This is a genomic window from Chelatococcus sp. KU-N122, assembly GCF_055391085.1.
In genome coordinates this window covers 2,671,518-2,690,434 of sequence record NZ_AP043981.1, presented here as the reverse complement: position 1 = coordinate 2,690,434, position 18,917 = coordinate 2,671,518, and the positions used below count along the sequence as shown (strand labels likewise).

At 66.5% G+C, this 18,917-nt stretch carries 16 protein-coding genes and 1 pseudogene; 9 read left to right on the top strand and 8 right to left on the bottom strand.

All coding sequences use genetic code 11. The features are described 5' to 3' along the window. Positions 1-86 precede the first annotated feature (86 nt). The 4 genes from ACZ5PO_RS12120 to ACZ5PO_RS12105 all read right to left on the bottom strand — a co-directional run bounded on the left by ACZ5PO_RS12120 (position 87) and on the right by ACZ5PO_RS12105 (position 4,635). On the bottom strand, positions 87-1,400 hold the full coding sequence (locus ACZ5PO_RS12120) for an ABC transporter substrate-binding protein (RefSeq protein WP_464193672.1): 1,314 nt from the start codon (positions 1,398-1,400) through the stop codon (positions 87-89). Positions 1,401-1,667: 267 nt separating this feature from the next. After that, positions 1,668-2,615: a sugar-binding transcriptional regulator gene (locus ACZ5PO_RS12115; RefSeq protein ID WP_464193670.1), complete on the bottom strand. Its 948-nt coding sequence runs from the start codon at positions 2,613-2,615 to the stop codon at positions 1,668-1,670. Beyond that, a complete protein-coding gene (locus ACZ5PO_RS12110) occupies positions 2,616-3,275 on the bottom strand; it encodes an HAD family hydrolase (RefSeq protein ID WP_464193668.1) in 660 nt (219 codons plus the stop codon). It lies immediately after the preceding gene. Between the two features lie 148 nt (positions 3,276-3,423). Continuing rightward, positions 3,424-4,635: an MFS transporter gene (locus ACZ5PO_RS12105; RefSeq protein WP_464193666.1), complete on the bottom strand. Its 1,212-nt coding sequence runs from the start codon at positions 4,633-4,635 to the stop codon at positions 3,424-3,426. 137 nt (positions 4,636-4,772) lie between these two features. On the opposite strand from ACZ5PO_RS12105, the gene ACZ5PO_RS12100 reads away from it, so the two are divergent. The 3 genes from ACZ5PO_RS12100 (at position 4,773) to ACZ5PO_RS12090 (ending at position 8,131) form a co-directional block, all read left to right on the top strand. After that, on the top strand, positions 4,773-5,564 hold the full coding sequence (locus ACZ5PO_RS12100; RefSeq protein WP_464193664.1) for an AraC family transcriptional regulator: 792 nt from the start codon (positions 4,773-4,775) through the stop codon (positions 5,562-5,564). Between the two features lie 208 nt (positions 5,565-5,772). Continuing rightward, positions 5,773-6,804, top strand: coding sequence for a MaoC family dehydratase (locus tag ACZ5PO_RS12095; protein ID WP_464193662.1), 1,032 nt, complete (start codon positions 5,773-5,775; stop codon positions 6,802-6,804). A 220-nt stretch (positions 6,805-7,024) separates the two neighbouring features. After that, positions 7,025-8,131, top strand: coding sequence for an alpha/beta hydrolase (locus tag ACZ5PO_RS12090; RefSeq protein WP_464193660.1), 1,107 nt, complete (start codon positions 7,025-7,027; stop codon positions 8,129-8,131). Positions 8,132-8,288: 157 nt separating this feature from the next. Here ACZ5PO_RS12090 and ACZ5PO_RS12085 read toward each other — a convergent pair whose 3' ends face one another. Further along, a complete protein-coding gene (locus ACZ5PO_RS12085) occupies positions 8,289-8,480 on the bottom strand; it encodes a hypothetical protein (protein ID WP_464193658.1) in 192 nt (63 codons plus the stop codon). A 359-nt stretch (positions 8,481-8,839) separates the two neighbouring features. Beyond that, positions 8,840-9,880 carry a helix-turn-helix domain-containing protein gene (locus ACZ5PO_RS12080; protein ID WP_464193656.1) on the bottom strand — a complete coding sequence of 347 codons (1,041 nt, stop codon included), beginning with the start codon at positions 9,878-9,880 and terminating at the stop codon, positions 8,840-8,842. Between the two features lie 431 nt (positions 9,881-10,311). Between ACZ5PO_RS12080 and ACZ5PO_RS12075 the strand changes: the two genes are divergently transcribed. After that, complete coding sequence (locus ACZ5PO_RS12075) at positions 10,312-11,727, top strand: MFS transporter (protein ID WP_464193654.1); 1,416 nt, start codon at positions 10,312-10,314, stop codon at positions 11,725-11,727. Here ACZ5PO_RS12075 and ACZ5PO_RS12070 read toward each other — a convergent pair. After that, the gene (locus tag ACZ5PO_RS12070; RefSeq protein WP_464193652.1) at positions 11,724-12,686 is read right to left on the bottom strand and encodes a helix-turn-helix transcriptional regulator; all 963 of its coding nucleotides are present in this window, start codon (positions 12,684-12,686) and stop codon (positions 11,724-11,726) included. The two genes, ACZ5PO_RS12075 and ACZ5PO_RS12070, sit on opposite strands and share 4 nt — an antisense overlap. A gap of 331 nt (positions 12,687-13,017) precedes the next feature. Here ACZ5PO_RS12070 and ACZ5PO_RS12065 point away from each other — a divergent pair. Then, a pseudogene (locus ACZ5PO_RS12065) lies at positions 13,018-14,495 on the top strand (alpha/beta hydrolase). Positions 14,496-14,513: 18 nt separating this feature from the next. Here the strand turns inward: ACZ5PO_RS12065 and ACZ5PO_RS12060 are convergent. Continuing rightward, complete coding sequence (locus ACZ5PO_RS12060; protein ID WP_464193650.1) at positions 14,514-14,648, bottom strand: hypothetical protein; 135 nt, start codon at positions 14,646-14,648, stop codon at positions 14,514-14,516. A gap of 819 nt (positions 14,649-15,467) precedes the next feature. On the opposite strand from ACZ5PO_RS12060, the gene ACZ5PO_RS12055 reads away from it, so the two are divergent. From ACZ5PO_RS12055 to ACZ5PO_RS12040, 4 genes are all read left to right on the top strand, one after another. Next, entirely contained in the window at positions 15,468-16,058 is a 591-nt protein-coding gene (locus ACZ5PO_RS12055; protein WP_464193648.1) for a hypothetical protein, read from the top strand. Positions 16,059-16,129: 71 nt separating this feature from the next. After that, on the top strand, positions 16,130-16,348 hold the full coding sequence (locus ACZ5PO_RS12050) for a hypothetical protein (RefSeq protein WP_464193646.1): 219 nt from the start codon (positions 16,130-16,132) through the stop codon (positions 16,346-16,348). A gap of 64 nt (positions 16,349-16,412) precedes the next feature. Further along, positions 16,413-16,790 (top strand): PLDc N-terminal domain-containing protein, encoded by a 378-nt coding sequence (locus ACZ5PO_RS12045; protein WP_464193644.1) that lies wholly within the window; start codon positions 16,413-16,415, stop codon positions 16,788-16,790. Between the two features lie 986 nt (positions 16,791-17,776). Then, on the top strand, positions 17,777-18,907 hold the full coding sequence (locus ACZ5PO_RS12040; protein ID WP_464193642.1) for an acyltransferase family protein: 1,131 nt from the start codon (positions 17,777-17,779) through the stop codon (positions 18,905-18,907). Positions 18,908-18,917 lie beyond the last annotated feature (10 nt).

Genomic DNA, 18,917 nt, shown 5'->3' with positions numbered 1-18,917 from the left:
GGCGCCACCCGCGGGCCGCAGCGTGCGCGATGGCCAAGGTTTCGCGGCCGCCGCCGAGAGGAGCGCGGCGGCCGCCGAGGGGCGGGCTACTTGATGTAGCCGGCGCGCTTCATCTCGCGCTCGGTCGCCGTCTGCGCCGCCGCCAGCGCCGCATCGACCGTGGTGGCGCCGGACAGCGCCGCGGCGAACTGCTGGCCGACGGCGGTGCCGATGCCCTGGAACTCGGGGATCGCCGCATACTGCACGCCCACATACGGCACCGGCTTCACCGTCGGGTGGTTGGGATCGGCCGTGTCGATCGAGGCGAGCGTCAGCTTGGCGAAGGGCGCCGCCTTCAGGTACTCCGGGTTCTGGTAGAGCGAGGTGCGCGTGCCGGGCGGCACGTTGGCCCAGCCCTCCTTGGCGGCGACGAGGTCGGTGTAGCCCTTGCTGGTCGCCCAGGCGATGAATCTCTGGGCCGCGTCGACCTTCTTGGAGCCGGCGGGAATGGCGAGGTTCCAGGCCCACAGCCAGTTGGCGCTCTTGCCGAGGCCGGTGTTCGGAGCCAGCGCGAAGCCGACCTTGTCGGCGACCTGGGATTCCTTGGGATTGGTGACGAACGAGGCGGCGACGGTGGCGTCGATCCACATGGCGCACTTGCCGGAATTGAACAGCGCCAGGTTCTCGTTGAAGCCGTTGGAGCTGGCGCCCGGTGGGCCGGCCTCCTTCATCAGGTTGACGTAGCTGGTCAGCGTCGCCTTCCACTCGGGGCCGTTGAACTGCGGCTGCCACTTCTCGTCGAACCAGCGCGCGCCGTAGGAATTGGCCATGGCGGTGAGGAAGGCCATGTTCTCGCCCCAGCCGGCCTTGCCGCGCAGGCAGATGCCGTAGACGCCGGCCGACTTGTCGGTGAGCTTCTTGGCCGCGTCGATGACGAAGTCCCAGGTGGGCGCCTCGGGCATGGTGAGCCCGGCCTTCTGGAACAGGTCGGTCCGGTACATCGTCATCGAGCTCTCGCCGTAGAAGGGCGCGGCGTAGAGCTTGCCGTCCACCGAGACGGCATCGGCGATCTTCGGCAGCAGATCCTTGGCGTCGTAGTCGGCGCCCAGCTTGTCGAGCGGCAGCAGCCACTTCTGCTTGGCCCAGATCGGCACCTCGTAGGTGCCGATGGTGAGGACGTCGAACTGCCCGCCCTTGGTGGCGATGTCGGTGGTCACGCGCTGGCGCAGCACGTTCTCTTCGAGCGTCACCCACTTCACCGCGATGTCCGGGTTCTTGGCGGTGAAATCGCCGGTCAGCCCCTGCATGCGGATCATGTCGCCGTTGTTCACGGTGGCGATGGTCAGCGTGGTCTGGGCACTCGCCGGACAGGCGACGACCACGCACGAAGCCGCCAGCAGGGCTCCGATCACCCTCTTCATAGGCTCCCTCCCATATTTTTCGAGCATATGCTCGACAATTGAGCATATGCTCACACTCCGCCGTGGAGTTGTCAATGCCCCTTTGGTCGGCCCGCCGCGCCTTCGTCACGGGCAGGCCCACCCACGCGCCGCGTCATGGCCGGGCTCGACCGGCCATCCATCGTGGCGTGGACGTCAGCCCGACAGGGCTGTCCCAACGGTGCATTCCCGCGTGGATGGATGGCCGGGTCGAGCCCGGCATGGCCGCGACTGCGGGCGCTTCCCCGGTCAGCGGTCGAGCAGGGCCTTGGCGGTCGCTTCGTCGGTGATCAGGCCGTTCAGGGCGCCCCCCTTTAGGGCGGCGCGGATCGCCGGCACCTTGGCCGCGCCGATGGCGACGCCGACCGCCAGGCTGTCGGCCGGCACGCGGTGCGGCACGCTGGTGACGCGCTCGTTGGTGCCGCCCGCGATGATCCGGCCGTCCCCATCGAAGGCCCAGCCGGTGAGCTCGCCGACGGCGCCGAGCCGCATCAGCTCGAGCAGCTCCTCACGGCTGATGAAGCCGTCGATATGGAGCTGCGCGCCCTGGTCGAGCTGCCCGATGCCCATCAGCCGCAGGTCCGCCTTCTCGGCGATCCCCCGGATGCGGGCGACGGCATGGATGGCAAGCAGCTGCTTGCGCTCGGCCGCCGACGCGACGAAGACCGGCAGCGGCATGGGATAATGGCGCGCCTTGGTGAGATCGGCGAGGCGCGCCACCGAGTCGAAGAAGCTGGCCGAGCCATCCGGCGAGATGTTGCCGACCAGCGACACCAGCTGATGGTTCGGGCAGTCCATCGACCGCACCTGCTCCACGGCGGCGCGCATGGCCCGGCCGGTGCCGACGGCGACGATGGCCGGCTTGGCCGCGCCGAGCACGGATTCGAGCAGCCCGGCCGCACGCTCGGCGATGCCGGCCAGCGCGGCCGGCGCGGCGGGATCGGTCGGCGCGACCTCGCAGTGGCGCAGGCCGAAGCGATCGCTGAGGCGGGCCGCCAGCTCCATGCAGGCCGCGATCGGATGCTCGAGGCGAAAAGTGATCAGCCGCTCCGACAGGCACAACGACACGAGGCGCTGGGCCGTCGCCCGCGACACGCTCAGCTTGCGCGCGATCTCGTCCTGGGTGTTGCCGGCGATGAAGTAGAGCCAGCCGGCGCGCGCCGCGGCGTCGAGGCGCGAAGGATCGCCGTCGGCCATTCAGCCGATCGCCCGGGGATGGGTGAAGTCGGCCATCCGTTCGAAAACCCGATCCGCGCCTGCGTCCATCAACAGCCTGTTCCCGTCCCGGGCCGCGTAATGGCTGCCGCCCGTGAAGCCCCAGACGGTCATACCAGCGGCCTTGGCTGCCTGCACCCCGCTGACGCTGTCCTCGATCACCAGCGCGCAAGCCGGCGACACCTGCATCCTGTCGGCGGCGTAGAGAAAGAGGTCGGGAGCGGGCTTGCCGTTCGCCACCATCTGGGCGGTGAAGATGCGGCCGGCGAACAGCTCGGACAATCCTGTCAGGGAGAGCGAGAGCTCGACGCGGTCGAGGTCGCTCGACGACGCCACGCAATAGGTCGCCGCGAGCTGGCGCAGCACGGCTTCGATATCGTCGACCGGCTGCAGCTCGACGGCGAAGGCCTGCCTGACGCGGGCGCGCAGCTCGGCCGGAAAGTCGTCCGGCAGCACGCGCCCCGCGGCGCGGTAGTGTGCGACGATGGCGCCGGTGCTGCGCCCGAGAAAGCGGCCGAGCACCTCGTCCGGCGTCGCCTCGATGCCGTAGCCCCGGAGCGTCTCGATCAGGCAGCGGCAGCTGATCAGCTCACTGTCGACCAGCACGCCGTCGCAATCGAAGATGACGAGATCGAAGGCCATATCACCTGAGCGTCCACCGGAGCCGCACGACAGCCCCCAACGGCGATGGGCGGCTGCAGAGCCGATCGCGCCAGTTAGATCATATGCCCAACCCACGAGCAACTGCTCATGGACCTGATAGCCGAAACGACAGGCCCCCTGGGATCCGTCAGGCGGCGCCCTGTGCCTCGTTCCGCAGGTTCGGCAGCAGCGCGGTCGCCAGACCGATGAGGGGTAGGAACGAGCAGACGTGGTAGACGAAATCGATGCCCATGCGGTCGGCAAGCCCGCCCAGCACGGCTGCGCCGATGCCGCCGACGCCGAAGATCAGACCGAAGAACAGGCCCGAGATCATCCCGGTGCGGCCCGGGACCAGCTCCTGCGCATAGACGACGATCGCCGGAAACGCCGAGGCGAGCACGATGCCGATCACCACGCTGAGGCCGATGGTCGCCGCCAGCCCGACGTGGGGCAGCGCCAGGGTGAACGGCAGCACGCCCAGAATGGAGGCCCAGATGACGGTCTTGCGGCCGATCCTGTCGCCGACGGGGCCGCCGATCACCGTCCCCGCCGCCACGGCGGCGAAGAAGGCGAACTGGCAGAGCTGGGCCGACTGCGTCGACAGGCCGAAGCGATGCATCATGTAGAAGGTGTAGTAATTGGTGATGCTCGCCAGGTAGATGTATTTGGAGAAGATCAGCACCACCAGTATCGCCATCGCCTGCCGGACCTGCCGGCTCGACAGCGTCGGATGCCGCGTCATGGCCTGACGGGCCGGCGGGCGCGCGTGGCCGTTGCTTATGTACCAGTGGCTGAGGCCGGTCATGATCACCGCGCCGCCGACGGCGGCGATGGCGAACCAGGCGAGGCCGTGCTGCCCGCGCGGCAGGACGACGTAGGCGGCCAGCAGCGGACCGAGCGCCGTGCCGAAATTGCCGCCCACCTGGAACAGCGACTGCGCCAGGCCGTGGGCGCCCCCCGAGGCCAGCCGGGCGATGCGCGACGACTCCGGATGGAAGATGGACGAGCCGAGCCCGAGCAGCGACGCCCCCGCCAGCAGCGCGGCGTAGCTCGGCGCGAAGGCCAGGGTGACGAGCCCGAGCAACGACGCGACCATGGCGAACGGCAGCGAATAGGGCTGCGGCCGCTTGTCGGTGTAGAAGCCGATCGCCGGCTGCAGGATCGAGCCCGTGAGCTGGTAGACCAGCGTCAGCAGTCCCACCTGGGCAAAGCTGAGATCGAACCCGCCGCGCAGGATCGGATAGACCGCCGGCAGCAGCGCCTGCATCATATCGTTCAGCAGATGACAGAAGCTGATCGCTCCCAGGATGGGAAACGCGGTCGCGCCGGCCTTGCGCCGGCCGATGAGGGCCTCGCTCACGCAGATACGTCCTCCCAGGCCCTCCCCGCCATCGCCAGTCCGGACGGGAGTGGGTTGCTGACCTCTGCCTGCAAGGTTAGGAGGATCGGGCCCCGGCCCGCCACCTTGGCCAGGCCGATTTCCTACGAGAGTGGGCCATGGTCCGGAACGTCACCGTCGATGTCGTCGACACCGTGCGCCGGCCGGTCGTCGCCCTGGGCAACGACTACCCGGACGGCCATACCATCGCACCCCACCAGCACCAGCGAGGTCAGCTGATCTTCGGGGCCTCCGGCCTGCTTGTGCTGACCAATCCGCTGGGGACGTGGGTGATGCCGCCGCAGCGGGGGATGTGGATACCGCCCGGTGTCGTTCACGACGTGCGCATGGTCGGCACCGTCAGCCTCCAGAGCATCTTCCTGGAGCCGCATGCCCTCGGCGGCATGCCGGGCCATTGCCAGGTCGTCGGCATCTCGCCGTTCGTGCGCAGCCTGATCGCCAAGGCGCTGGATCTGCCGGCGGAGTACGATCCGGACGGGCACGCGGGCGCGCTGATGGCGCTGCTTCAGCACGAGATGCGACAGCTGCCGACCTTGCCGTTGTCGCTCGCCTTCCCGACGCACGCGGCCCTGGCCGAGCGCTGCCGCGCCTTCCTGATGCGCCCGGCAGCGCATGAAAGCATCGAGGACTGGTGCGAGCCCCTCGGCATGAGCCGGCGCAACTTCACGCGGCTGTTCCGGCGGGAGACCGGGCTCAGCTTCATGAGCTGGCGCCAGCAGGCCTGCCTGGTCGTGGCGCTGCCCCGCCTGGTTGCGGGCCGTGCCGTCACCGACGTGGCGGTGGAGCTCGGCTACGACAACCCCGCCGCCTTCACGGCGATGTTCAAGCGGGTGCTCGGGGCATCACCCCGCGCCTATCTCAAGCACGGCGGCCAGGCAGACGCGGTGTGAGGGCTCCGCGCCCGGTGCCGCACGAGCCGCGGCAGAGGCGCCCGTCCCCGCTTCCGCGCCGTTATCGCGATGGCGCCGACGACGGGCCGGCGGGAGACGCGCGGCCGGCCGACAGCCGCACGAGGGCGGCCCCGCCATGCGTGACGCGGCGCGACAAGAGGCGGCCCCCATGATACGCGGGGTTGACGCTCACAGGCAGCCGAGACCCATGCCTCGCCTCTATTTCGAAGACTTCATCCCCGGCACGACGACGACCTACGGCTCGCGGACCCTCAGCCAGGACGAGATCGTCGCCTTCGCCCGCGAATTCGACCCGCAGCCCATGCATGTGGACGCGGAGGGCGCCGGCCGCTCCTTCTACGGCACGCTGATCGCGTCGGGCTGGCATCTCTGTTCTGCGGCGATGCGCATGCTCTACGATGGCTACATCCACGAGTCCGCCTCCATGGGCTCGCCCGGCATCGACGAGACACGCTGGCAGAAGCCGGTGAAGCCGGGCGACACGCTCACCCTGCACCAGAGCGTGCTCGAACGGCGCGAATCCAAGTCACGGCCGAACATGGGGCTCGTCCTCTCCCGCTCCGAGCTGGTGAACCAGCACGGCGAGATCTGCATGACCCAGACGAGCTGGGGCATGATGGGCCGCCGCGAAGCCACACCGGGCGCCGGAGCCGCCGGGCCGCGCGAGCCGAAGCCGGCGAAAGGGGCCGGCAAGAGCGTGGCCAGCCATGCCCCCGGCGACGGTCCGGGCCAGCGTGCGCCGCTCTTCGACGACCTCGTGGTCGGCCGCGTGATGAGCATCGGCTCCTTCGCCTTCACCGCCGAGGCCATCAAGCGCTTCGCCCGCGACTGGGACCCGCAGCCCTTCCACATGGACGAGGCGGCGGCGAAAGAGAGCCATTTCGCCGCGCTATGCGCCTCCGGCTGGCACACCGCGTCGGTCTGGATGAAGCTGATGATCGCCCATCGCCGGCGCCAGATGGAGGCCGCCGCGGCCGACGGCGAGCGCATGGCGAAGCTCGGACCGTCGCCGGGCTTCCGCAACCTGCGCTGGCTGAAGCCGGTCTATGCGGGTGACACGATCAGCTATTACTCCGTCCTCGCCGACAAGCGGCCGTCCGCGTCGCGCCCCCAGTGGGGCCTCGTCTTCAGCCAGAACGTCGGCGAGAACCAGCACGGCGAGCGCGTCTTCGAGTTCATGGGCTCCGTGCTGTGGGAGCGGCGTGAAAGCGGCAGCTGACGAGCGGTGGTCCGGTATCGAGGCGCCGGAGCATTTGGCCATCGGGTGTGCTCATCCATCACGGCATCCTAAGGCTGAGCACGATGTCCCAATTGTCCGGGCGCGCACGCGAGGCGGTGGCGCAATCGGGCCGCAAGAGGCATAAGTGGCCCCCGACGTAACCCGGATAGGCCTCGAGGGGAGCGCAGCCACCTTGTTGCTCCGAGTCTTGCGATGGGCGTTGGCAGCGAGCCTGCTCGGCGGGGTGTGCGGATGCGCGCGCACCGAAGGCGCGCTCCTTCCGGTGGCGGCGGCACCGGGTGTCGGCGAAAAGGTCGACATGCTGGCCGCGACCACGCGGGCGCCGTCCGACCAGCCGGGCGTCGTCTTCGGCGGCGAGCGCGGGGACGGATTGGCGCTCGCCAACATCGTCGTCTCGGTTCCGCCCGACCGGCAGGTCGGCTCGATTCAGTGGCCTGGCCCCGGCCCCGCCGACCCGCGGCGGGAGTTTGCCGTGACGAGCCTCACCAATGTCCCGGGCGCCGACGTGCGCTCCTGGTTCAAGACCGCCGCCCACGGCCGGCGTCGCGCGCTGATCTTCATCCACGGCTTCAACACGCGCTTCGATGCCGCGGTGTTCCGCTTCGCTCAGCTGGTGCACGACAGCAATGCCGGCCTGGCGCCGATCCTGTTCTCCTGGCCCTCCCGGGGCCGGGTGCTCGACTACATCTACGATCGGGAAAGCACGAATTTCTCCCGCTCGGATCTCGTCAAGCTGCTGAATATGGTGGCCGCCAGCCCCGACGTGGACGACATCGTGATCATGGCCCACTCCATGGGCGCATGGCTGACCGTCGAGGCGCTCCGCCAGGAGGCGCTGCAGCGCGGGCGGATTCCAGCCAAGATCTCCGACGTGATCCTCGCCTCGCCCGATCTCGACGTCGACGTCTTCGAGCGGCAGGTGGCGGAGATGGGCCCCAAGCGCCCGCGCATCACCATCTTCGTCTCGCGCAACGACCGCGCGCTCGGCCTGTCGCGCCTGATCGCCGGCCGGGTGACGCGCGTGGGCGCGGTCGACCTGACGAACGCCGCCTATCGGGACCGGCTGGAGGCGGCGAGCGGTGTCGTCGTCGTGGACCTCACGGGCCTGTCGGATGGCGACCCGCTCAGCCACAGCAAGTTCGCCACCAGCCCGGCCGTGGTGCAACTGCTCGGTGAGCAGATACTGAAAGGGCGGCTCGGCGACGGCTCCGACAGCCGCGCCGCCGATGCCGCGCAAACCATTGGCGCCGCGCTCGGCACCGCCGTCGCGGCGCCCATCCTGGTGTTCACCGGCGGTCAGAACTGACAAAGCGAGGCCTTTGCGGCGACGCAGGGCCTCGAGCGCGATAGCGGCGCGTTCCTGAAATTGCGCAACGGGGCCAGTATCTCGCCTTCAGGGTCTACAGTCTGCTCAGCGGCCGCCACCCTGCCGAACGACACTTAGTCCGACCTCGCCGCAGGCGTCATCGACCCTCGCTGCTCTGCGCCATCAACCCACGGCTCGTCAGCCACTCGTGCAGAGCGATCCAGGCCGCGTCGTCCCGGGACAGCGGCCATGATTGGCTGGCAATGAACCTGTCCAGAGCCTCGACCATCGACGGCGTGAGCTTGATCTCGATGCGCACGATCCGGCGCTCTTCGCGCCGATCAGCCACGCCATCCCCGCATCTGCTCGTACCGTTCGACCGCGTGCCGGCCCGCAGCATCGAACGGCCCGTCGAACCCCATCGACTCTCGTGCCTCCAACCCGTCAAACCCTCCGTGCAGAGTGACCGACGCGCTTCGCTATTGGGTCGGCTCATCCAATAGCTGAATGAGGCTCACCCTATTGCGAAACGCTCAATATTTAGATTATTTTTCTCTTAATCATGTTCAGATCCAAATATTTACTCCGACTATCATCTCGCCAAAATGCCAGCATCCACTTATTCGATCGTGCTCTGGTGAATGCGTGCAAGCGCCGCGGCGGGGCAGCCGCGGCGCTTGCTTTCATGGGCGGCGGGGGGACGCCGTCCTATGAACGCAGGCTCAGCATGAGGTCATTGAAGCTTGCCTCCGCCGGCTCGCCGTCGCGAGCGACGCGGAACGGAAGGGAGTGCCCACCCATGGCCGCCCGCCGCGTATCGCTCGGGCTGTAGCCGAACTCGGTATAGTAGGCCCGGCTGAAGCTCGAGGCGTCCTCGAAGCCGCAACTTTCCGCGATCAGACGGATGTGGCGCGTGTTGCGGAAATCCGACAGGGCGGCGTGCGCCTGGAGCAGCCGCTGGCGCCGGATATAGTTCGATACGCCGCCGAGCGGCTCGAACAGCCGGTACAGCCGCGAGCGTGATACGCCCATGAGCCGGCATAGCTCGTCCGGCCCGAGCTCCTGCGAGCGCAGATTGTGCCGGATGATCTTTCTCGCCCGTTCGAGCAGGGTGCCCGACGTCGCGCTTTTTCCGGCGACCGCAACGGTGAGGCCGCGATTGGCCACGAGGCAGGCGGCGACGACGGCGCGGGTCGCCTCCACCAGCTTCGGCAAGTCCTGCTCCTCGGTCGCCGACAGGTTGCGATCCAGGCTCATCATGTATTCGGCGAGCAGCGCGCCGAGCCCCCGGTCGGGGATATGCTCGGGCACCGCATCGAGCACCGGCGCCACGTCGGCGAACTGATCGCGCGGGATGAACAAGCTCAGCACATACGAGCCAGCAGTAGTTCCTTGGCCCGGGCGCCCGAGGCACCGGAAGGCGATATCCCTGCGCTCCGGATGCTGGCGGCCATAGCAGTCCGTCGGCCCCTCCTCGCCGCTGTCCACGGTGAGCTCGAGACACCAATGATCCATGATGGGCTTGTCGAGGTGCCGCCAGAAGCGCGGAGCGCCGGGCCGCGGCATGACCATGCGCGCAAAGAGCAGGCCGCAGAGGTCCCACGCGAAGAGATCGGCGGGGAAGGCAGGGGCCACCCCGGGCGCCCGGCTGAGCTCGATGGACGACGACATGAAGTCGCGCCACGCCCCGAACTGCGCGTGCTCAGGCAGTTCCCGGGTTGAAAAATGATGAGGTTTCAGCAGATTCATCAACCGGATCCGTCGCCCTGGAGCGTTTCCCGATCGGGTGGGACCACCCGATCGGGAAGCGTTCCAGATGAAAAGACCTGGCTCATGTCTATCCGATCAGATGAGTCCATCGGATCGGGCAATGCTCCAGGCGCGCCAGCCACAATTCTCGTCGTGACGAGCGGCATTCCGCTACGGGAAGGTCGCCCAGCCATGCGTCTTGCTGCGCCGAGCGGCTCCAATCGGGCTTTCTATTGACCGGGAGCGCTGGCGATTGACTTGTATCATGCCGAATACCGACGTGCCGTTCTGCTATCGCGGGGGCTGCCGAAATCGCATGATCTAGATCAATTCTTCTATGCAGGCGCCGATCTAGGCATCAACGACCGAGGCGAGCGGCGTTTGTCCTTCGACGCGCCGCCATCCTAAGCTTCAAGCGCACCGCTGCCGTTATGGCATTTCATCACGACAATATAACTTGTCCGCATGGCACGCTCGTTGCTGCCGTCGGCCGACGTGTCGGCGCCGGGGGATTACTTGAGATGGAAACAGCAGGCGAGCACCCGCTCCCCGCGAGACCAGTCGCCACGGGGCGTGTGCGGGCCGCCGTCGGCGCCATGCTCGGCGGGACCCTCGAATGGTATGACTTTACCATTTACGGCATCCTCGCCCTCTATATCTCCGGCGCGATCTTCCCCGCCGAGGAGCGCGACGCAGCGCTCTTCGGGACCTTCGTCCTGTTCGGCGTCAGCTTCATCTCGCGCCCATTCGGCGGGATCCTCCTCGGCGGCTACAGCGACAGGCACGGACGCAAGCCTGCCCTGCTCGCCTCGATCGCGCTGATGGCGGCAGCCACCTTCGCCATCGCTTTCATCCCGCCCTATGCCGTGATCGGCGTCGCCGCGCCCGTGGTGCTGCTGCTGGCGCGCCTGGTGCAGGGGCTGTCGGCAGGCGGCGAATTCGGCACCGCCAACTCGTTCCTCGTCGAATGGTCCACGCCCGGCCGGCGCGGCCTGTGGGGTAGTCTGCTCTCGACGACCGTCGCACTGGGCAGCGTGCTGGCCAATGCCGTCGCAGCCATGGTCATCGTCACGCTATCACCCGAGCAGATGTCGTCGTGGGGATGGCGCATCCCATTCGTGGTCGGCGGCGTGCTCGGCCTGATCGTCCTGTGGATGCGCGTTGGCCTGGATGAAACGCCGATCTTTCGGGACGCGAAACAGCAGCGGAGCAACACACCGGTGGTTGCGCTGAGGGACAACCTCAGGCGCGGCGCGATCATCTTCGGCCTCACCATCTACTGGACCGTGTGCTTCTACATATTCATGATCTATATGCCGACCTACACGCGCATCCACGGGGAGCTGACGTCCGCGCAGGCGGTCGTCTCGAACATGCTCGCAGCCTCGTTGATCGCGGTCCTGAACCCGCTGTTCGGGGGGCTCTCCGATCGCTATGGCCGGCGGCCGTTCCTGCTCGCCTCCTGCGCCCTCGTCATCGTGCTGACGCTTCCGGCATTCTGGCTGATCGCGGCGGTCAAGAGCTTCGCGCTGGTCATCCTCGTCCAGGCCGGCTTCGGCATCGCCATCGCGCTCTATTCGGGCCCCTGCCCCGCCCTGTTCGCCGAGCTGTTTCCGACGCAGAGCCGTTCCAGCTGGCCGTCCACGGCCTATGCGCTGGGCGTCGCGGTGTTCGGCGGCTTCGCGCCGTCGATCGCCGTCTGGCTGACCCACGCCTTCGACAGCCCGGTCGCGCCGGCGGCCTACGTTCTCTCGGCCGCCGCCGTCAGCCTGGCCGTGCTGCTGTCGATCCGTGAGACGGCTCATGCGCCGATCGCCGACGGCATGAAGGCAGCCAGACCGCTCTAGCAGTCCCCGCTCGCCGGCGGATGGTCGAAATAGGCCAGGAAAGCCCGCGAAAAGCTCGAATAGCCTTCATAGCCGACGCGCCGTGCCACCTCGCTGATGGAGAGCGTCCCGCTCCGAAGCAACGTCTGCGCGTGCTCCATGCGGATCATGTGGCCGTAGGCGCGCGGCGTGCTGCCGTAGAGCTCACGGAAGCCGCTGGTGAGCTCGTTGCGGTTGAGGCCGACCCGCGCCGCCAGCTGGTCGATGGCCGGAGGCTTGTCGATTTCCCGCCTGTAGATCGATGCGGCGATCTCGATGGCCTGCTCCCTGCGCCGCGCCGGCGGCGGAGAGCTCGCCGGCCGCGACGGCAGAATGTTGATCTGCGCGGTCACCTCGCAGATGATCTCCATGGCCTTCGCCCGCGAATAGATCGTCCTGAGCGGCTCCTGGTAGGAGCAGGCCAGCACCTGGTCGGTGGTGGCGGCCAGGGACGGCGACAGGGGCAGGCGCATCGGCTCGATGGACCCCAGCTTCGACGTGAAAATCGGCCGATACTTCTGTGGCACGTTGTCCACGTTGAGTTTGAACGTGTCCACGAAATGCTGGCGGTCGCAGACGATCAGCAGCCCGCGCAGCTTGGCCCCCTGCCTGGCGTCCGATGTCGAATGCGGAAAATTCGATATCTCGACGGCCGTGGAGTCGACGCGCTCGATACGGTCCACCGCCCGCCTCAGATAGGCCCCTTTGATCACGATCTGGATGCAGACCAGATCCGGGCGGCTCAGGGTAAGGCTGTAGGGGCGGACCGCCTCGAAATTCAGCACATGCAAAAACGAATGGTCGTCGATACGACGGTATCCGTGCTCTTTTGTCTTGAACACCGCGCTCGCTACGGGCAGAGGCTCGTTGCTGGGGATGAAGTCCCTGTTCAGGAGCTCGGTCTGGACTGCCCTGAAATCGAGATCCAACAACGTCTGCATGGCGATGCCTCGAAGCCGGGGGATCCGGTCCGGCCCGTCTCGACTAGGTAACATCGAAGCGGCCGGGGAGAAAGAACATCACATAGCCACCCCGCGCGCGCTTCGTGCAGTTCGCTACGCGCGCGGCGTCGCCGCCATCACGTCGCCCCGGCCCCTTCGCACCCGCTCGGATGGAGATGATCAGGCCTTTGATCCGGAGTATTTCTTCACAGTGGAACGATTTCACCCCGAATATTAGACCGCCCTAACCCGCGAGGCCGGGCGTCGGCGATCCCCGGATATTCAGTTTGCGCCGTGTTCCTGCTACGGGGCGCCAGGGTAAGGAGGAGCAATGCTCACCCGTGGACTGAAGCTCATGAAATATGCGGCCGTGTTCGCCGCTCTCGCCGTGGTCGTGCTGCTCGGCGTCCGCATCCACTTCTCGCAGAGCGGCGCGCCGCTGGAACTCTGGCACACCTACGTGCCGTCGGAGCTCGAGGCCCACGAGCTCGACCGGGCCGACTGGGCGCAATACCTCGCTGCGGAAGAGCGCATCGTCAAGGACGTCTGGCGCGAGGTCGTGCAGAAGGTCGACGAGGAGGAGCGCGTCCCGTCCAACCGCTATTTCGCCGGCAGCGCCGTCTACCCGCCGGCCTTGAGCCACGACTGGAACCGATCTTACGAGCTGCAGCCGTCCGGCCCGCCGGCTGGTGCCGTCGTCCTGCTGCACGGCCTGACGGACTCCCCCTACAGCCTTCGCCATGTCGCCCGCCTGTATGCCGACGCGGGCTATCTCGTCGTGGCTATCCGCTTGCCGGGCCACGGCACCGTGCCCGCCGGGCTCACACAGGTGGAATGGGCCGACTGGCTGGCGGCGACCCGTCTGGCGGTCCGCGAGGCCCGCCGGCTTGTCGCGGACAAGCCGCTCCACATCGTCGGGTTCTCGAATGGCGGTGCGCTCGCCCTCAAGTATGCGCTCGACGCGCTGGACGACCCCAAGCTGCCGCGGGTGGACCGGCTCGTCCTGATCTCGCCGATGATCGGCATCACGCAGTTTGCCCGGTTCGCCGGCCTGGCGGCCCTGCCAGCGATCCTGCCGTCGTTCGCCAAGGCGGCCTGGCTCAGCGTGCTGCCCGAATTCAACCCGTTCAAATACAACTCCTTCCCCGTAAACGGGGCGGTGCAGTCGCATCGGCTGACGCAGGCGCTCCAGCAGAGCATCGCCAGCCATGCCAGGGCCGGGACGCTCGGCCAGCTGCCCCCACCCTGACATTTCAATCGGTGATGGACTTCACGGTCTCGACACGCGCGGTCGTCTCCGCCTTCTACGACCTGCTCCCGGCAAACGGCAGCGAGCTCGTGCTGTTCGACATCAACCACAACACCAAGCTCGGACCGCTGCTGCGCCCGACCTCGCAATCCGCCGTGGAGCGCCTGCTGTCGCCCGCGCCGCGACGGTTCCGCACCGCAATCGTCACCAACGAGCGCCCCGGCAGCGATCAGGCGGTGGAACGCAGCGTCGCCGCGGGCGACACCACAGAGGCGACGCGGCCGCTGGGCGTCGCCTACCCGCGGGACGTGTACTCGCTGTCGCACGTCGCCTTGCCGTTTCCGCCGAGCGACGGACTGTACGGTTCGGACCCGGATCCGAACGAGAATTTCGGGCTGCAGCTGGGCGCCGTGGCCGTCCGCGGCGAGCGCGGCGCGCTGATCGTCGGCCTCGACGCGCTGGTACGGATGTCATCGAACCCGTTCTACATCGAGATGGCCGATCGCATCACGCAAGGCATCGCCCCGCTGGCCACCCAAGCGGGCGCCGCGGCGCGCTGAAGGCCCGATGCGTTAGATCTAAAGCAGTTCGTAGGCACAGACACCCGCGATGGCGAGCAGGATCGCCACCGCGATGATCGCGAACATCAGCTTGCCGGTGATCGCCATCCAAGACCGCGCAGGTCTCTCGTAATTGTCGAAGACCTTGCGCATCCGCTTGCTCCAGCAGGCTCGGCGGGGTGCCGCCGCTAACGGATCCAGCCGCCGGGGACGAACAACCACTCGCCGTCGCGATCGATCCAGCGGGGCTGCCGATAGCGGAACCCCCGCCGGGCGGGAACCCACCGCCCTCGCACCCATATATAAGTGTGCTGGCGCGAACTCCAGACCCAGTGGCCGGCGATCCAGACATACCAGCGCCTGGGCGCCGGGCGTTGCTCGGCCTTCGGCGGCGGTGGCGGCTCATTGGGCCGGCCCGACGGGGCGATGCCGGGATGCCGTGGGCTGCGCGCCTCGGCGTCCTGCCCCGCCACGACCAGGAGCGGCGCCGCGGCGACCGCCAAGAGCCCATTCAACAAAGCGCGCCGGGAATACATCAGAGCCTCTCCGCCAGATCCATAAGGCAAGATCGTCGGGGACATTACGCGCCGCGCCGCCGGCCGTGATGAGCACGACGTTCCAAGCCTGTGCAGCGCGGCCCAAAATGCAACCGGGGCGGCGCCATCGGCGCCGCTCAGAGCGCTTAGCCCTCGCTGCGGCGTCCCATCACGCAGGCGCCGGTGGCCGACATTTTGGGACCGGTTGCACAGTGCGGGGATTTTCAGCTCATCTCAGGCAGCCTCCCACGCGTTAGGTTCTGCATCCGGGGCGAGGCATCCGCGCCATTGGGCCGATGGCCCCTCGCCACCCAAGGCCTTGACACGCGGACCGCAGGGTCGATGCGGCGACTGCGCTCTTCCAATCTGGGACGCAAGCCCAGGCCGTGCGGCTCCCCTCATCCCTCGACATGCTCTTACTGAGGACTAGATAATGTTGTTCTGGCGCAGACTCGTCCTTGCCGCAGTGGCTGCTTTCGTCCTGCCGCTCGGCGCCTCGGTCCAGCCCGCTCTGGCCCAGGGCATATCGATACGAGGCCTCGGGCCGGCCGTCGTGCAGACGGACCGGGTTCGCGTCGTCTCGGTGGATCGCGGATCGCGAAATGTCGTGGTCGAAAGGAGCGGCCGGCAATGGCGGATCACGGTGCCCGAGGCCTTCGGCAGCCTCGCCGCGCTTCGACGCCGCGACCGGCTGGAGATCAGCCGCGTGGAGGGCGCGTTGGCATCGGTCGCGCGCGCCGGCACCAATGCGCGGCCGGATATCACCGTCGCGGAGACGAGAGACGACGGCACCTTCAACAATCTTCCGGCGCGGTGGGTGACGCGCAGCGTCACGGTAACGGCCCGTTTCACCAGCTTCGACGCGGCACGAGGGATCGCGAGCTTCGTCGGCCCGGATGGGCCGCGCACCATCCGCGCCATCGACCCGGCCATCGTCGAGACCCTGAGAAGCCTTCGCCAGGGCGACATGATCAACGTCGTCTTCGCCGAGGCGACGCAGATCGTGCTGACGCCGCGCAGGCTTTGACGCCGATCGTTCACGCCACCGCCGCCTGCGGTGGCACTTGGTGGCCGGGGAGCAACCCCAAGGAGGATGCAATGGTCTTTTTGCGTGGAACGACATTGGCGCTCGCCATGCTCGGCGGGGCCCTGTGGGCGGGTGCGGCCACGGCGGCGCCGGCGGCACCGGGCGGCATTACCGCCCCGGGCGAAACGATCCAGTTCGCGCAGTGGCATCGCCGCTGCTGGTGGGAAACGAGGCGCTTTCGCCATCGCGGCCGCTGGGTGAGCCGCCGCGTTCAGGTTTGCAGGCGCTGAGACGGACGGCCCCGCCCGCACGAGCGGCGGGCGGGGCCACGCAATTGGAGGCGAGGAGGACAAGGTGCTGTTCGACGGCGGATTCACATTCACCAATTTCCTGGTCGATGTCCTGGCCATATTTGTATTCATCATGTGGTTCTGGCTGCTGGTGACGGTCATCGGTGACCTGTTCCGGCGCAGCGACGTGTCCGGCATCACCAAGATACTTTGGATCATCGTCCTGATCGTTCTGCCCTACATCGGCATATTCGCCTACCTGCTGCTGCAGGGGCGCAACATGGCGGAGCGGGCCGAAGCGCGCGCTCAGCACGCGCGGGACGAGCTGCGCCAGATCGTCGGCTTCAGCGTCGCGGATGAGATCGGCAAGCTGGACAAGCTGAAGTCCCAGGGCTCGATCTCCGCCGACGAATACCAGCGCCTGAGAGCCAGACTGGTCTAGCGCGCACGTCGGGCGCCTGGAGCACTTCTGCTGCGCTTGGGTGAGGTCACCCATGCGCAAAGCGCCCTGCACGGGCCGGCCATGCCGTGAGACGATACGCAGCGTCGTGATCTGCGCCGATTGACCTTTGGTTCGAACCTGCTGTTCTCCCCGGCCCCAGGGCACGATGCTAACGCATCTCACCCGCTGGTGCCCGGCCTCCGAATTGCTCAGGATGGCGACCGCCACCAACGACGGGCTCATACCTGTCAAGCCGGCGCAATGCCTATCCCGGCAAACTCGGCGTGCTCGAGGCGGGCGCGCTGGAGAATGTCCTTCTCCTCGAGCCTCCGACAAGAACCTCCTCGTCATCGTCAAGGACGGCGACATCTACGAGAACACGCGCGCCTGAGCGCCGGGATGGCCCGCCAGAGCTAGAGCATTTCGCAATTGGATGAGATCATCCAATTGCAGAGAAATGCTCATAATTTTTTGAGTCTGGAGCGCTTTTCTGCGATTGGGTGATTCTACCCAATCGCAAGGCGCTTTAGTGTGGCGAATCCGAAATTCGCACCACCTCGAGGCAGCGCTGGGAACGAATTTCGGATTCCTAAGCCACACTAGCAACTCTATGATTCGAGTGTGGTTTAATGGATCTGAAGGTCCTGAATGTGGATGCCATGTGGGGAGCAGGAACTTCAGATCCACCGATGGCGAAGAGCGCGGCGACCGCGCCGATCATCGTGACGATGTCGAGGTAGCTCTTCGCTCGCGTCGAGCCGCACATCCCGGCGGACATGTGCTCGCTGCGCTCCGTCGGCGCGCCGGCAGGATCGCGCGAGTTGCTGAGCGCGTTTCGCCTCAGCGTGCGGGACCCGGCAACGATCGTCGCTCGCGCCAAGGAGCGCGACCACGAAACCACTCCAGGAGCGCCGCCGATGGCGCTGGACGCGGCTCCCATAAGAGGCTAGATGGCTCAACGTTAAATCAGCCGCAATGGGGCCGCAATGAATAGGCTGGGCTATCTGGACAGCTTACGCGGTATTGCCGCCCTCTACGTTCTTGTATTCCACATGGCTCTTGTTCCGGTCTTCAAGCCGGTGTTGCCCGAATGGTGCAAGCCGTTCGTCTTGTTTGGCGGCTCAGGCGTCATGTTGTTTTTTGTCCTGAGCGCCTTCTCTCTATCCATGACGATGCCGCGGCATGAAAAGAGTGGAGGGCTTTTGAGCTATTACGGGAGTCGATTCTTTCGTATCGCTCCGCTTTTTTACTTATTGATTGTCGTGAGTTGTGCGCGAGATGCGCTGATGTTTGGCGTTTATCATACTCCGCGTGAGATAATGGCCAGCTTTATTTTTATATTTAATCTCATCCCCGGTTGGCAAGAAGGCATCGTATGGGCCAGCTGGACGATTGGCGTGGAGATGATGTTTTATGCCTTGTTCCCTGTGATCTACCATCTTGCGCCAACGTTGACTCGCAAGCTGACGATCTTGTTCGCAGTGCTGGGCGGTCATTTTCTGCTACCTCATGTCTTATCTCTCTTTGCCCTGCCGCTCGATCAAATTGCGATCTATAAACAGTACTCCATCGTGCAGATTCTGCCCGTCTTTGTTATTGGCACAATAGCTTTTGATATGCAAAGGCGCCTCGGTGCTGAGCAAAACGCCGAGGAGCTTGGCTGGGCCTTGATCGGCTTCGGCTTGATGGGGCTTCTGGGGGTCGCGCTCGGGCAAATTAATGTTGGCTTTATCGACGCTCGGCACATTCAGGCCGCATTATATTCATGTCTTCTTCTCGGTCTTTCCGTTCAGCCGTGGCGATTATTCGTAAATCGCGTAACGCGGTTTTATGGCGCCCTCAGCTATTCCGTGTATCTCTGGCATGCTCCGATCATCTACATATCTAGCCCGGTCTATCGCGCGATCTACAGCCTTCCCATGCCCAAGACGATTGCTCTCGTCGTCGCCCTTGCCGCGACGCTCGCATTCGTGACGCCGATCGCTTATCTCACCTACCGATGGGTGGAATTGCCTGGCATGCGCGCCGGCAAGAGGCTCCTTGCGGCGATGACGTCGGGACGGGCTCCCGACGCGATGACTTCGCCGAGGACACCCGGCGACACATCCTTCAGGTAGCCGCCAGGTT

Coding starts and splice junctions, on each gene's coding strand:
- ACZ5PO_RS12120 (WP_464193672.1), bottom strand. CDS start 1,400: ATGAAGAGGGTGATCGGAGCCCTGCTGGCGGCTTCGTGCGTGGTCGTC.
- ACZ5PO_RS12115 (WP_464193670.1), bottom strand. CDS start 2,615: ATGGCCGACGGCGATCCTTCGCGCCTCGACGCCGCGGCGCGCGCCGGC.
- ACZ5PO_RS12110 (WP_464193668.1), bottom strand. CDS start 3,275: ATGGCCTTCGATCTCGTCATCTTCGATTGCGACGGCGTGCTGGTCGAC.
- ACZ5PO_RS12100 (WP_464193664.1), top strand. CDS start 4,773: ATGGTCCGGAACGTCACCGTCGATGTCGTCGACACCGTGCGCCGGCCG.
- ACZ5PO_RS12095 (WP_464193662.1), top strand. CDS start 5,773: ATGCCTCGCCTCTATTTCGAAGACTTCATCCCCGGCACGACGACGACC.
- ACZ5PO_RS12080 (WP_464193656.1), bottom strand. CDS start 9,880: ATGAATCTGCTGAAACCTCATCATTTTTCAACCCGGGAACTGCCTGAG.
- ACZ5PO_RS12075 (WP_464193654.1), top strand. CDS start 10,312: ATGGCATTTCATCACGACAATATAACTTGTCCGCATGGCACGCTCGTT.
- ACZ5PO_RS12070 (WP_464193652.1), bottom strand. CDS start 12,686: ATGCAGACGTTGTTGGATCTCGATTTCAGGGCAGTCCAGACCGAGCTC.
- ACZ5PO_RS12060 (WP_464193650.1), bottom strand. CDS start 14,648: ATGCGCAAGGTCTTCGACAATTACGAGAGACCTGCGCGGTCTTGGATG.
- ACZ5PO_RS12050 (WP_464193646.1), top strand. CDS start 16,130: ATGGTCTTTTTGCGTGGAACGACATTGGCGCTCGCCATGCTCGGCGGG.
- ACZ5PO_RS12040 (WP_464193642.1), top strand. CDS start 17,777: ATGAATAGGCTGGGCTATCTGGACAGCTTACGCGGTATTGCCGCCCTC.